Origin of the sequence: Rhodoferax potami (genome assembly GCF_032193805.1) — a bacterium.
GTDB classification, from domain to species: domain Bacteria; phylum Pseudomonadota; class Gammaproteobacteria; order Burkholderiales; family Burkholderiaceae_C; genus Allorhodoferax; species Allorhodoferax potami_A.
Map to the genome: position 1 here is coordinate 2,797,468 of NZ_JAVBIK010000001.1, position 13,889 is coordinate 2,811,356.

General features: G+C 59.8%; 11 protein-coding genes and 1 pseudogene. All 12 read left to right on the plus strand.

Annotated elements, in window-relative coordinates; all coding sequences use genetic code 11:
• Positions 1 to 66: 66 nt before the first annotated feature.
• The 12 genes and pseudogenes from RAE19_RS13505 (at position 67) to clsB (ending at position 13,855) form a co-directional block, all read left to right on the plus strand.
• Positions 67 to 4,017 (plus strand): FAD/FMN-binding oxidoreductase, encoded by a 3,951-nt coding sequence (locus tag RAE19_RS13505; protein ID WP_313875379.1) that lies wholly within the window; start codon positions 67 to 69, stop codon positions 4,015 to 4,017.
• 10 nt (positions 4,018 to 4,027) lie between these two features.
• Entirely contained in the window at positions 4,028 to 4,441 is a 414-nt protein-coding gene (locus RAE19_RS13510; protein WP_313875380.1) for a DUF971 domain-containing protein, read from the plus strand.
• 79 nt (positions 4,442 to 4,520) lie between these two features.
• Positions 4,521 to 5,251, plus strand: a pseudogene (gene ubiE, locus RAE19_RS13515) (bifunctional demethylmenaquinone methyltransferase/2-methoxy-6-polyprenyl-1,4-benzoquinol methylase UbiE).
• A gap of 25 nt (positions 5,252 to 5,276) precedes the next feature.
• Positions 5,277 to 6,275: a Tim44 domain-containing protein gene (locus RAE19_RS13520; RefSeq protein ID WP_313875381.1), complete on the plus strand. Its 999-nt coding sequence runs from the start codon at positions 5,277 to 5,279 to the stop codon at positions 6,273 to 6,275.
• Positions 6,276 to 6,309: 34 nt separating this feature from the next.
• The gene (locus RAE19_RS13525) at positions 6,310 to 6,858 is read left to right on the plus strand and encodes an SCP2 sterol-binding domain-containing protein (RefSeq protein WP_313875382.1); all 549 of its coding nucleotides are present in this window, start codon (positions 6,310 to 6,312) and stop codon (positions 6,856 to 6,858) included.
• A complete protein-coding gene (ubiB, locus tag RAE19_RS13530; protein ID WP_313875383.1) occupies positions 6,855 to 8,420 on the plus strand; it encodes a ubiquinone biosynthesis regulatory protein kinase UbiB in 1,566 nt (521 codons plus the stop codon). The genes RAE19_RS13525 and ubiB overlap by 4 nt, the downstream gene beginning before the upstream one ends.
• A 52-nt stretch (positions 8,421 to 8,472) precedes the next feature.
• A complete protein-coding gene (locus RAE19_RS13535; protein WP_313875384.1) occupies positions 8,473 to 8,796 on the plus strand; it encodes an FmdB family zinc ribbon protein in 324 nt (107 codons plus the stop codon).
• An 18-nt stretch (positions 8,797 to 8,814) separates the two neighbouring features.
• Positions 8,815 to 9,459: a DUF502 domain-containing protein gene (locus RAE19_RS13540; protein ID WP_313876240.1), complete on the plus strand. Its 645-nt coding sequence runs from the start codon at positions 8,815 to 8,817 to the stop codon at positions 9,457 to 9,459.
• Positions 9,460 to 9,507: 48 nt separating this feature from the next.
• A complete protein-coding gene (gene aspS / locus RAE19_RS13545; RefSeq protein WP_313875385.1) occupies positions 9,508 to 11,322 on the plus strand; it encodes an aspartate--tRNA ligase in 1,815 nt (604 codons plus the stop codon).
• 75 nt (positions 11,323 to 11,397) lie between these two features.
• Positions 11,398 to 11,898 carry a dihydroneopterin triphosphate diphosphatase gene (gene nudB, locus RAE19_RS13550; protein ID WP_313875386.1) on the plus strand — a complete coding sequence of 167 codons (501 nt, stop codon included), beginning with the start codon at positions 11,398 to 11,400 and terminating at the stop codon, positions 11,896 to 11,898.
• A complete protein-coding gene (locus tag RAE19_RS13555; RefSeq protein ID WP_313875387.1) occupies positions 11,895 to 12,644 on the plus strand; it encodes an endonuclease/exonuclease/phosphatase family protein in 750 nt (249 codons plus the stop codon). Before nudB ends, RAE19_RS13555 begins: the two co-directional genes overlap by 4 nt.
• The gene (clsB, locus tag RAE19_RS13560) at positions 12,638 to 13,855 is read left to right on the plus strand and encodes a cardiolipin synthase ClsB (protein WP_313875388.1); all 1,218 of its coding nucleotides are present in this window, start codon (positions 12,638 to 12,640) and stop codon (positions 13,853 to 13,855) included. The genes RAE19_RS13555 and clsB overlap by 7 nt, the downstream gene beginning before the upstream one ends.
• Positions 13,856 to 13,889: the final 34 nt, after the last annotated feature.

Below are 13,889 nucleotides of genomic sequence, written 5' to 3' on the forward strand. Positions count from 1 at the left end.
GCGGTACCATCGCAAACCTACCAAAAAAGGCCTTTTTGGGGCCTATGGCAGCAACTACACACCCTGATGAACGCTCCCACCTCGCTCAATCACCTCCTCAGCGCTGCCCAGCCGGGCGCGCACGCGCAAGAGCGCATTCGTGAAATCCCGTACAACTACACGTCGTTCTCTGACCGGGAAATCGTGATTCGTTTGCTGGGTTCTCAAAGCTGGGAGCTGTTGAACCAGTTGCGCGGAGAGCGCCAGACCGGTCGTTCGGCCCGCATGCTCTATGAAGTGCTGGGCGATGTCTGGGTGGTGCAGCGCAACCCCTATCTGCAGGACGACCTGCTGGACAACCCCAAGCGCCGCGGCCAGTTGGTCGATGCATTAAACCACCGCCTCTCGGAGGTCGAGAAGCGCCGTACCCCAGAGGCTGACCCTGAGCGTGATGCCATGGTCGGCCAGCTGCTGGTAGCTGCCCGGGCGGCGGTTAAAGCGTTTGACGCTGCATTTGTCGAAGTGGCCGCCCTGCGCAAAAAGACCCAGAAGCTGCTCTACAAGCTCACTGCCAAAGACAACGTCAAGTTTGATGGTCTGAGCCGCGTAAGCCATGTGACCGACGCGACCGACTGGCGTGTGGAGTACCCCTTTGTGGTGCTGTGCCCGGATTCGGAAGAAGAGATGGCCCGTTTGGTCAAGGGCTGTATAGAGCTGGGGCTGACCATCATTCCTCGCGGGGGCGGCACCGGGTACACCGGCGGCGCGATTCCGCTGACCTGGAAGAGCGTGGTCATCAACACCGAGAAGCTCGAAGCCATGACCGAGGTGGAGATGAAACGCCTCCCCGGTTTGGATCGTGATGTGGCCACCGTGTGGTCAGAAGCCGGTGTGGTCACCCAGCGCGTGGCCGATGCCGCCGAGCGCGGCGGCTATGTGTTTGCGGTGGACCCGACGTCTGCTGAAGCCTCGTGTATTGGCGGCAACATTGCCATGAATGCCGGCGGCAAAAAGGCCGTGTTGTGGGGCACTGCGCTGGACAACCTGGCCAGCTGGCGCATGGTGACGCCGCAGGCCGAGTGGCTGGAAGTGACCCGTATCAACCACAACATGGGCAAGATCCATGACGTGGAAGTGGCCAGCTTCGAGCTGCAGTACTACAAGGCCGACGGCAAAACGCCGATCCGCAAAGAGCGCCTGGACATTCCCGGTGCCACCTTCCGCAAAGAAGGCCTGGGCAAAGACGTCACCGACAAGTTCCTGAGCGGCTTGCCCGGCATCCAGAAAGAGGGCACTGATGGCCTGATTACCAGCGCGCGCTGGGTGGTGCACAAAATGCCCGCCCACACCCGCACGGTGTGCCTGGAGTTCTTTGGCAATGCCAAGGACGCGGTGCCCAGCATTGTGGACATCAAGGACTTCATGTTCGCCGAGCAAAAGCGCAGCGGCGTGTTGCTGGCCGGCTTGGAACACTTGGACGACCGTTACCTGAAAGCGGTGGGCTACGCCACCAAGAGCAAGCGCGGCGGCTTTCCCAAGATGGTGTTGTTCGGCGACATTGCCGGCGACAACGCTGATGATGTGGCCCGCGTCACCAGCGAAGTGGTGCGCTTGGCCAACGGCCGCAGTGGCGAAGGCTTTGTGGCCATCAGCCCTGAGGCGCGCAAGAAATTCTGGCTGGACCGCAAGCGCACGGCTGCCATCAGCAAGCACACCAACGCCTTCAAGATCAACGAAGACGTGGTGATCCCGCTGCCCCGCATGGCGGAGTACACCGACGGCATCGAGCGCATCAACATTGAGCTGAGCCTGCAAAACAAGCTGGCTCTCTGCGATGCGCTGACCGCTTTCTTTGAGCGCAGCGACCTGCCTTTGGGCAAAACCGACGACGCCAACGACATTCCATCGGCCGAGCTGCTCGAGGACCGGGTCGCCCAAGCGCTGGATCTGGTGGCACAAGTGCGTGGCGAGTGGCAAGGCTGGCTGGATGGGGTGGAGACACTGTTCCCCGAGTTGCAAGACCACCGCCTGCGCGCCAGCTGGAAGACACAAATCCGCACGCCGCTGCAAGCGATATTTACGGGTGCGGCATTCGACGCCATCTTGGCGGAGTGCGCCGCCATCCACAAGCGCGTGCTCAAAGGTCGCGTCTGGGTGGCTTTGCACATGCACGCCGGCGACGGCAATGTGCATACCAACATTCCTGTCAACAGCGATGACTACGACATGCTGCAAGCCGCTCACGGTGCGGTCAAACGCATCATGACGCTGGCCCGCAGCCTGGACGGCGTGATCTCCGGCGAGCACGGCATTGGTATCACCAAGCTGGAGTTTTTGAGCGAAGCCGAGCTGGCGCCTTTCATTGCCTACAAGGCCAAAGTAGACCCCGAAGGCCGCTTCAACAAAGGCAAGTTGCTCCGAAATCAGGAGCTGCCCGCGCAGCCTGGTAGCGGGTTCGCACCGCATTTGACCGCGGATGGCTCTGCCATCTATGCCGATTTGACCAATGCCTACACGCCGTCGTTCGGCCTGATGGGGCACGAGTCTTTGATCATGCAGCAGAGCGATATTGGTGCGATTGCCGATTCGGTCAAAGACTGCCTGCGCTGCGGCAAATGCAAACCGGTGTGCGCCACCCACGTGCCACGCGCCAACCTGCTCTACAGCCCGCGCAACAAGATTCTGGCGACCTCGTTGCTGGTCGAAGCCTTCCTTTATGAGGAGCAGACCCGCCGCGGCATCAGCGTCAAGCACTGGGAAGAGTTTGAAGACGTGGCCGACCACTGCACGGTCTGCCACAAGTGCGAATCGCCCTGCCCGGTGAAGATCGACTTTGGCGACGTGACCATGAACATGCGCAACTTGTTGCGCAAGATGGGGCAGAAGTCCTTCCGCCCCGGCAATGCGGCCGCCATGTTTTTCTTGAACGCGACCAACCCCGAGACCATCAAGCTGATGCGCTCGGCCATGGTGGGCGTGGGCTTCAAGGCGCAGCGCTTGGCGAATCAGGTCTTGCGCCTGGCCGCCAAAAAGCAGACCGCCAAGCCGCCGGCCACGGTGGGTACTGCGCCCATCAAAGAGCAGGTGATCCACTTCATCAACAAGAAAATGCCCGGTGGCCTGCCCAAGAAAACGGCCCGCGCCTTGCTGGACATTGAAGACGCGGATTACGTGCCCATCATCCGCAACCCGAAGTCGACCACTTCAGAGACCGAGGCGGTGTTCTACTTCCCCGGCTGCGGTTCTGAGCGCTTGTTTAGCCAAGTGGGCTTGGCGACCCAAGCCATGCTCTGGCATGCCGGCGTACAAACCGTGCTGCCGCCGGGTTACCTGTGCTGTGGCTACCCCCAGCGTGGTTCCGGCCAGGCGGACAAAGCCGAGAAGATGATCACCGACAACCGGGTGCTGTTCCACCGGGTGGCCAACACCCTGAACTACCTGGACATCAAGACGGTGGTGGTGAGCTGCGGTACTTGTTACGACCAGTTGCAGGGCTACGAGTTCGACAAAATATTCCCCGGCAGCCGCATCATCGACATCCACGAGTACTTACTGGAAAAGGGCATCACCTTGGTGCCGGAGGGGGGTGCCGGTGCCGGTTATCTGTACCACGACCCTTGCCACAGCCCCATGAAGCTGCAGGACCCGATGAAGACGGTCAAGGCCCTCGTGGGCGACGCAGTTTTGAAGAATGACCGCTGCTGCGGCGAGTCCGGCACGCTGGGCGTGACCCGCCCGGACATCTCCACCCAGATCCGCTTCCGCAAGGAAGAGGAGTTGCGCAAGGGCGAGACCGCTTTGCGTGCCCTGACTGCGCCCGAGGGACAGTCGGCCAAGGCGGAAGGCAACGTCAAGATACTCACCAGCTGCCCGAGCTGCTTGCAAGGCCTGAGTCGCTACGGCAACGACCTGAACAACGGCTTGCTGGAGGCCGACTACATCGTGGTCGAAATGGCTAACCAGATTCTGGGCAAGGAATGGTTGCCAGAGTACGTGCAAACCGCCAATGCCGGTGGCATTGAGCGCGTACTGGTCTAAGGGGGGCGCCATGGCAGGTTTGACCGCTGGCGCGCCGGCCCCGCAAGACCTCACAGTGCACGGCCAGAGCCGTGTGCTGGAGGTGGGCTTTTCTGATGGGGCTCGGTTTCGCATTCCATTTGAGCTGATGCGGGTCTACTCGCCGTCTGCCGAGGTGCAGGGTCACGGCCCTGGCCAGGAAACGCTGCAAACTGGCAAGCGCGATGTCATGCTGGAAGCGCTGGAGCAAGTGGGTAACTACGCGGTGCAGCCCCGTTTTTCAGACGGCCATGACACCGGCATTTACACCTGGGACTACCTGTATTTTTTGGGTTCCCAGCAGACCCGCCTGTGGCAGGATTACGAGGACAAGCTCAGGGCCGCGGGCGTTGGGCGCGATGCAGTCATGGCTCCCAAGAGCGGCCACGGCTGTGCCAGCCACTAACCCTCGACCTGTTTGCTATTGTTTCAGGAGCTGCTCGCGCATATTCCATGAGCGCTAGAGCCCCATTTGGACTAAAACTATGAGTACTACCCATTTCGGTTTCAAGTCGGTCGATGAGTCGGAAAAGGCCAGCCACGTGCGTGGCGTGTTTGACTCCGTCGCCCCCAAATACGACTTGATGAACGACCTGATGTCCGCCGGCCTGCACCGCGCCTGGAAGGCCTACACCGTGCTGGTGGCCAACCTCAAAGAGGGCGATAAGGCCCTGGACATTGCCGGCGGCACCGGTGACCTGGCCATGGCGTTCTCCAAGAAAGTCGGCAAGTCCGGCCAGGTGGTGCACACCGATATCAACCAAGCCATGCTCTCCACCGGCCGCAACCGCTTGCTGGATGCCGGCATCGTGTTACCCACGCTGGTGTGCGATGCAGAAAAGTTGCCTTTCCCCGACAACTACTTCAATGTGGTCAGCGTGGCCTTCGGCTTGCGCAACATGACCCACAAAGACGTGGCTTTGGCAGAAATGCAACGCGTCTTGAAACCCGGTGGCAAGCTGTTGGTGTTGGAGTTTTCCAAGGTGGCTCCCCCCTAGAGAAGGTGTACGACTGGTACTCTTTCAAGGTGTTGCCGCGTTTGGGCAAGCTGATCGCGGGTGATGACGCCAGTTACCGGTACTTGGCGGAGTCGATCCGCATGCACCCGGGCCAGAAAGAGCTAAAGACCCTGATGCACAAAGTGGGCTTTGGTCATGTGGACTATCACAATTTGACTGGCGGTATTGCCGCTTTGCATGTTGGAATCAAGTGCTGAAGACAGTTACACCCAGGAGATAACTATGAAATTGTGGGCATTGGCATTGACACTCGCGCTATCCCTTTCGGGCTTTAACGCAGAAGCCGCCAAACGCCTGGGCGGAGGGAAATCGTTCGGTAAGCAGTCCAGCAACGTCACCCAGCGGGATTCAGCAGGTGCGTCACCGGCAAGCCCTGCTGCTCCTGCGCAAAACGTTAACAACACAGCGGCCAAGCCCGCCCCCGCGGCGGCGCCTGCTGCGGCGCAGGCGCCCAAACGGCCTTGGGGCGCCATGTTGGGTGGCTTGGCAGCAGGTTTGGGTCTGGCTTGGCTGGCGAACTCACTGGGTTTCGGTGAAGCTTTCGGGAATATTTTGATGTTCGGCCTGTTGGCATTGGGCGTCATGATGTTGGTGGGGTGGTTTATGCGCAGCCGCAAGACCTCCGTGCAACAGGCCTCTCCGTTTGCTTTTCAGGGCGCAGGGGTACCTGCAGGTCCGGCCCCGGTGCAGGATTTGAAGCAGTACCGCGCTGAGAATGTCGGCAACGACGCATCGGCTCGGCCATGGGAGCGAAACCATATGGGCTTTGAGTCGCCTCAGGCTTCCAGCGGTTCGATGATCGCCTCTGCGCTGATGGGCTCCCAGAATTGGGGCGTGCCTGCAGGGTTTGATTCCGAAGGCTTTTTGAAGTCTGCCAAAGCGAATTTTGTGACGCTTCAGGCAGCCTGGGACCGGTCGGATGTGGCAGCCTTGCGCGCCATGATGACCGACGACATGACCCGCGAAATCCAGTCCCAGCTCGCCGAGCGGGAAGCCCACACAGGCACTGGTGCCAACCACACCGATGTAGTCATGATTGACGCCCGTTTGCTGGGCATCGAGGAGTTGCCTGACGAGTACATGGCCAGCGTGGAATTCTCCGGAATGATTCGCGAAGAGTTGTCGGCAGGCCCTAGCCCGTTCCGCGAAGTCTGGAACATGACCAAGGCCAAAAACGGCAGCAGCGGCTGGTTGGTGGCAGGGGTTCAAGCCCTGCAGTAAAGCCGGTCATTTTTCAGGCAGATAATGGGGGACTATGGCAACACAGTCCCCTTTTTCTATGCTGGAAGGCCTCTTCCAGAACTTTCCCCTTCCACTGACGCCACCTGCTTGGGCGATTGAGGAAAGCCACCGTCGTGTGGTGCTTTTGCTCAATCACGTGCTGCAGCAGGAGCCCCAGGCTACCGAGCGTTTGGCGCGACAAAAAGGGCGTGTCATTCACGCGCAATGGCGTGAATTCACCTTCCGGGTTCAGGCGACAGCAGCGGGCCTGCTCGATCTGGCAGACACTGAAGCTACCCCCGACCTTTCTCTCACTATCACCGAAGTCTCCCCCTTCGCGATTGCGCAGGCGGTCATGCAAGGTGCCAAACCTTCGGTGCGGATCGAAGGCGACGTGCAGTTAGCCGCTGAAGTCAACTGGCTGGCAGACCATGTGCGCTGGGATGTGGAAGAAGATCTTTCCAAGATCATGGGCGATGCGCCAGCGCACATGTTCATGCAAACCTGCCGCACCGCCGGCCAGGCCTTGCAGCAGTTCGTGGCCAAACGCGCGCCTGCGGGTTCGACCGGCACTACGCCATGAGCCGCTTCGGCCGCGGGTTTTTTATCGTCTGGGTTGTCCTGCGCTACGGGCTCGACGAGCTGGTACTCACCAGCTTCCAGAAGCCTTGGCTGCGCCTGCTGGCCCGCATTGTGTCGGTCGGTCGCTCTCTCGATGAGCCCCGTGGTCAACGCCTGCGTGAGGCGCTGGAGCGATTGGGCCCGATTTTTGTCAAGTTCGGCCAGGTGTTGTCGACCCGCCGCGATTTGTTGCCGCTGGATATCGCCAATGAGCTGGCCAAGCTGCAAGACCGGGTGCCCCCATTCGATTCAGCCATCGCGGTGGCCACGATTGAGCGTGCACTGGGCAAGCCGGTGTCGGAATTGTTTTTGTCGTTTGAGCGCACGCCGGTGGCGAGCGCATCGATTGCCCAAGTGCATTTCGCCGTGCTGCGTGACCGGCAGGGGCGTGAGCGCGCAGTGGCCGTTAAGGTGTTGCGGCCTGACATGTTGCGGGTGATCGACAAAGACTTGGCACTCATGCGCATGATGGCCGGCTGGGTCGAGGGGCTGTCTGCAGACGGCAAGCGCCTCAAGCCCCGCGAGGTCGTGGCAGAGTTTGACAAATACCTGCACGATGAGCTGGACTTGGTCCGCGAAGCCTCCAGCGCGGCGCAGTTGCGCCGCAATATGGAGGGCTTGGACCTGGTGCTCATCCCTGAAATGCACTGGGACTATTGCACCACCGAGGTGCTGGTGATGGAGCGCATGGTGGGTGTGCCCATCAGCCAGATCGATACCTTGCGTGCAGCGGGTGTGGATATTCCTAAGTTGGCGCGTGACGGCGTGACGCTGTTTTTCACCCAAGTGTTCCGCGATGGGTTTTTCCATGCGGATATGCATCCGGGCAACATCCAAGTGAGCTTGGCGCCTGAGACATTCGGGCGCTATATCTCACTGGATTTCGGCATTGTCGGCACTCTCACCGAGGTCGATAAAGAGTATCTCGCGCAGAACTTTGTGGCGTTTTTCCGCCGCGACTACAAGCGGGTGGCGGAGCTGCACATCGAGTCTGGTTGGGTGCCTGCGGCGACCCGGGTAGATGAGTTGGAAGCGGCAGTGCGGGCTGTTTGCGAGCCGTATTTCGACCGGCCACTCAAGGAGATTTCGCTCGGCATGGTGCTGATGCGGCTTTTCCAGACCTCACGACGATTCCAGGTCGAGATTCAGCCGCAGCTGGTGTTGCTGCAAAAAACCTTGCTCAACATCGAAGGTTTGGGGCGAGACCTGGATCCGGACTTGGACTTGTGGGCCACTGCCAAGCCATTTTTGGAGCAGTGGATGCTGCAGCAGGTGGGCCCGCAAAAATTGCTGCAGGAGCTCAAGGCCCAGGCGCCCCGTTATGCCAAGCTATTGCCGGAGTTGCCGGGTCTACTTCACCAGTACTTGCAGCGGCCCAACTCCGGCAATGACGCGTTGATCCGTGAGCTGTTGGTGGAGCAAAAGCGCACCAATCGTTTGCTCCAGACGCTGGTGGCGATAGTCATCGGGTTTTCTGTGGGACTGGTGGTGCTGCAGCTGTGGGCTCGCTTCCGGTGGTTCTGACAGCGCACCTATAATTGAGAGTTTTGCAACTTCAGGTCTGAGCTCTACTTCCATGCCCATTTACGCCTATAAATGCGAGTCCTGCGGGTTTGCCAAGGATGTATTGCAGAAAATCTCTGACGCACCTTTGCAGGATTGCCCTCAGTGCAATGCCCCGGCATTCAAAAAGCAAGTAACCGCCGCCGGTTTCCAACTCAAGGGTTCCGGTTGGTATGTGACCGATTTCAAAGGTGGCAGTGCCCCCGCAACTGGTGTGGCACCTGCCGCCCCAGACAGCGCAGCACCCAAAACCGACGCAAAAACGGACTCGAAATCGGAAGCGCCGGCTGCCGCACCTGCGCCTGCTGCGGCCTCAACACCGTCTACCTCCACCTGAACCGGAGCACCTGTGCCCATTAAAAAATACCTGCTTACCGGCCTGATGGTCTGGTTGCCCTTGGCGATCACGATCTGGGTTCTTTTGTGGTTGGTGGGTTTGCTGGACGCCGTGTTTGCCAGCTTTCTGAGTGGCGTATCGGCGGTCGCACCGACCAGCAGTGCGCCGACCATTGAGCACCTGCACAGCATTCCCGGTTTAGGGGTGGTTTTGGTGTTTGCGGCCCTGCTGGTGACGGGCGCTTTGGTATCCAACGTGGCAGGGCGCTGGTGGGTCAAGCAGTGGGACAAGTTGTTTACCAACATTCCTATTGTTAAATCCATCTACAACAGCGTCAAAAAGGTGTCGGACACCTTGTTTTCCAGCAATGGGAATGCGTTTCGCACCGCGCTGTTGATTCAATACCCCCGCGAAGGTAGCTGGACTATCGGTTTCCAGACCGGTACGCCGGGCGGAGAGGTGGCCTCACATTTGGGCGATGCTTTTGTCAGTGTGTATGTCCCGACCACGCCTAACCCTACCAGCGGCTTCTTTCTGATGTTGCCGCGCAAGGACGTCATTGAGCTCGACATGAGCGTGGACGAAGCGTTGACTTATGTGATTTCCATGGGCTCTGTGGCCCCCAGTGCACTCCCCGTGAAGCCGGGTAGCGCGCCTCAATAACCCTATTACTAACCCGTCGCAGGCACTGCGACGAATCGAAAGCACTCTATGGCTATGCGTACTCACTATTGCGGTCTTGTGACCGAAGCCCTGTTGGGCCAAACCGTAACCCTGTGTGGCTGGGTGAACCGTCGCCGCGACCACGGTGGCGTGATTTTTGTCGATGTGCGTGACCGCGAAGGCTATGTGCAAGTGGTCTGCGACCCCGATCGCGCGGACATGTTCAAGGTGGCTGAAGAGATCCGCAACGAATATTGCGTGCAAATCAAGGGCTTGGTGCGTGCTCGTCCCGAAGGCACCACCAACGACGGTCTCAAGAGCGGCAAGATTGAAGTGCTGTGCCACGAGCTGACGGTGCTGAATGCGTCGGTTACACCTCCGTTCCAGCTGGATGAAGACAATTTGTCCGAAACTACCCGCTTGACCCATCGCGTGTTGGATCTGCGCCGCCCCTACATGCAAAACAACCTGATGCTGCGCTACCGCGTGGCCATGGAAGTGCGCAAGTTTTTGGACGCTAACGGTTTTGTGGACATCGAAACCCCGATGTTGACCAAGAGCACGCCCGAAGGCGCGCGCGACTACCTGGTGCCAAGCCGTGTGCACGATGGCCAATTTTTTGCGCTGCCCCAGTCGCCCCAACTGTTTAAACAGCTGTTGATGGTGGCGGGCTTTGACCGCTACTACCAGATCACCAAGTGCTTCCGCGACGAAGACTTGCGCGCTGACCGCCAGCCTGAATTCACCCAGATCGATATTGAAACCTCGTTCCTGACGGAAGAGGACATCCGTGACATGTTCCAAGGCATGATCACCACCGTGTTCAAGAACACCATTGGTGTGGACCTCGGTGAATTCCCGGTCATGACCTACCAGGACGCAGCCCGCTTGTACGGCTCCGACAAGCCTGACTTGCGCGTGAACCTCGAGTTTGCCGAGCTCACCGACGTCATGAAGGATGTGGATTTCAAGGTCTTCTCCGGAGCAGCCACCATGAAGGGTGGCCGTGTGGTGGCCTTGCGCATTCCCGGTGGCTCGGTGGAAGGCGGTGGTATCAGCCGTGGCGAAATCGATGCTTACACCGAGTTCGTCAAGATCTACGGCGCCAAAGGCTTGGCCTACATCCGCGTGAACGACCTTTCCAAGGGCCGTGATGGTCTGCAAAGCCCAATCGTGAAAAACATCCACGACGCAGCCCTGAATGCTGTGCTGGAGCGCACTGGTGCCCAGAACGGCGATCTGATCTTCTTCGGTGCAGACAAAGAAAAGATTGTCAACGACGCGATCGGTGCCCTGCGCTTGAAGGTCGGGCATAGCGAGTTCGGTAAGAAGAACGGTTTGTTCACGGCCGGCTGGCGTCCGATGTGGGTGGTCGACTTCCCTATGTTCGAATTCGACGAGGAAAACGGACGCTACACCGCCGTGCACCACCCGTTCACAGCCCCCAAGGCCGGTCACGAAGACTGGATGGTCACTGCGCCCGAGAAATGCATCTCGCAAGGCTACGACATGGTGTTGAACGGCTGGGAAATGGGCGGTGGCTCTGTCCGTATCCACCGTGCTGATGTGCAGCAAAAGGTGTTCGATGCCCTGAAGATCACACCGGAAGAAGCCCAGCTCAAGTTCGGCTTCCTGCTCGATGCCTTGCAGTACGGCGCGCCTCCACACGGTGGCTTGGCCTTCGGTCTGGACCGTATCGTGACCTTGATGACCGGTGCAGAGTCCATCCGTGACGTGATTGCTTTCCCCAAGACCCAGCGCGCGCAATGTTTGTTGACGCAGGCGCCGAGCCCGGTGGACGAAAAGCAGCTGCGCGAACTGCACATCCGCTTGCGCAACGTGGATTTGGCCAAAACAGCCTGAAACGTGGTGGGCCCGTCAGCGGGTCGTGCACAATGAAAGGGCGCCTCTGTGGCGCCCTTTTTCATTGCGAGGCCCATGACGTTGCCGTACAAAATTCCTCAGTCGGTCTTGGTGGTGATCTACACGCCACAGCACGAGGTACTGCTGATACGCCGTGTGGAGCCTGACCCCTTGGCGCCACCCTTTTGGCAATCCGTGACGGGGGCCAAAGACTTTCCAGAGGAGAGCTGGGCCTTCACAGCAGCCCGGGAGGTCTGGGAAGAGACGGGCCTCGACTGCCGACCCGGCGGGCCCTTCGAGCACGGGCTGGTCGATTGGGAGCTGGAGAACATTTATCCGATTTATCCCCGCTGGCTGTACCGATACGCTCCTGGCGTTACGCACAACACCGAGCGGGTGTTTGGCTTGGGGGTTCCGCACAAGCCCGATGTTCATTTGAGCCCTACGGAGCACACGGATAGCTGTTGGCTGCCGATGGCCGATGCAGCGGACCTCTGCTTTTCTCCTTCCAATGCGGAGGCCATCTTGATGCTGATGCACCGGGATCGGCTGCCATTGGGGAGGAGCGGGGCATGACAAATTTGCGCGTTGTCACTTACAACATCCACAAGGGTGTGCAGGGTTTTGGCCCGATGCGCCGTTTGGAGATTCACAACCTCAGCCATGCGATGGCCGGCATGGAGGCCGATGTGCTCTGTTTGCAAGAAGTTCGCAAAATGCACCACGGTGAATCCCGGCATTTCCCGCATTGGCCTGAAGCGCCCCAAGCCGACTTTCTGGCTCCCGAGGGCTACCATGCGGTGTACCGCACCAATGCAGTGACTCGCCACGGTGAGCACGGCAATGCCTTGCTGTCACGATGGCCGGTGCTGACGCATCAACACGAAGATATGTCTGACCACCGCCTGGAACAGCGGGGTCTTTTGCATGTGGAGTTGGATGTGGCGGGCCGCAGTGTGCATGTGCTGGTGGTCCATTTGGGGCTGATCCGGACGAGCCGGGCACGTCAACTGCAGCAGCTGGCTCGCTATGTGGAGCGTGAGATACCGCGGCACTGCCCGCTGCTGGTCGCGGGCGACTTCAATGACCTTGGGCCTTGGGTGGCGAAGCAACTGGCAGGCTCTGAACTGCAGGCCCCTGTGACCCGACGGTGCGCCACCTTTCCCTCCCGACTGCCGCTGGTGCAACTGGATCATGTGCTGGGCCGGGGCCTGTTGCCCGCGGCCTCGCATGTGCCGCGCGGCCCGCAGTGGGCGCGCATGTCAGATCACCTGCCCTTGGTGACGGAGTGGAATTTGCCCACGGAGTGGCCGGCATGCTGAGGCCTCCCGAGGTCAGATCAGGCCATGTGCTGCATTTGTTGAGTGGCGGTGATGAGTTTTTTCCGGCACTGGTGGGGGCTATCGACGACGCCCAACACGAGGTGCGACTGGAGACCTACATTTTTGATTTCAACGGCCAAGGTGCCGATGTGGCCGAGGCCTTGGCCCGCGCAGCGCAGCGTGGGGTCGCGGTATTTGTGGTGATGGATGGTGTGGGTACCCCCTATCTGCCCGCCCATTGGATGGAGCGTTGGCGCCAGTGTGGAGTGCAGTGGCACCGCTACGCACCCTTCGGCTACACGGGGGTGTTGATTCCCGGCCGGTGGCGGCGTCTACACCGCAAATTGTGTGTGGTCGATGGGCAGCGGGCGTTTTGTGGCGGTATCAACATCCTGGATGACTGGCTGGACCCCCACTTTGGCGCACTAAGTGTGCCGCGACTCGACTACGCCGTGGCGGTGACAGGCCCCTTGGTCGCACAATGCCATGCGGTGATGGCCCAGTTTTGGGCCCGCCTGCAAGCGACCCGGCAGTTGGAGTCTCTTCAGTGGGCCCGCGTCCGCCAAAGCTGGAAGGCCTTTCGGTTGTTGCCTCCGCCAAGTGATGCGCCGGGCGCTTCCAAAGCGGATGATGGCAGCGTGCTGGCAGCGCTGCTCTTGCGCGATAACGTGCGCAATCGCACGACGATTGAGCGCAGCTATCTCAAGGCGATTGGCGCGGCCCGCGAACACGTGGTGCTGGCGAATGCCTATTTCCTGCCCGGTGGTCGATTGCGGCGGGCACTGATCCACGCTGTGAAACGTGGGGTGCGTGTGCAGGTCGTGGTGCAAGGTCAATACGAATACTTCATGCAGTACCACGCGGCCCGCCCGGTACTGAGCCTTCTGGCTGCAAGGGGGGTGGAGATCTGTGAATACATGCCCGGTTTTTTGCATGCCAAGGTAGCGGTGGTCGACGGAGTGTGGGCTACCGTTGGGTCGTCCAATCTCGATCCCTTGAGCTTGCTTCTGGCGAGAGAAGCCAATGTGGTGGTGCACGACGAAAAGTTTGCAGGCCGCTTGTCCGGCGCCCTGGAGCAGGTGATTCAGGGTCATACCCGGCCTTGGGATCTGACGGCAGATGCCCGTCGCCCTTGGTTCGAACGGGTGTTTGATCGTCTGGCCTACGGGGTGATGCGACTGATCTTGCTATTTAGTGGGCGGCGCTATTAAATATATAGCGCTTGGCGCAATGTTTATAAGGGCC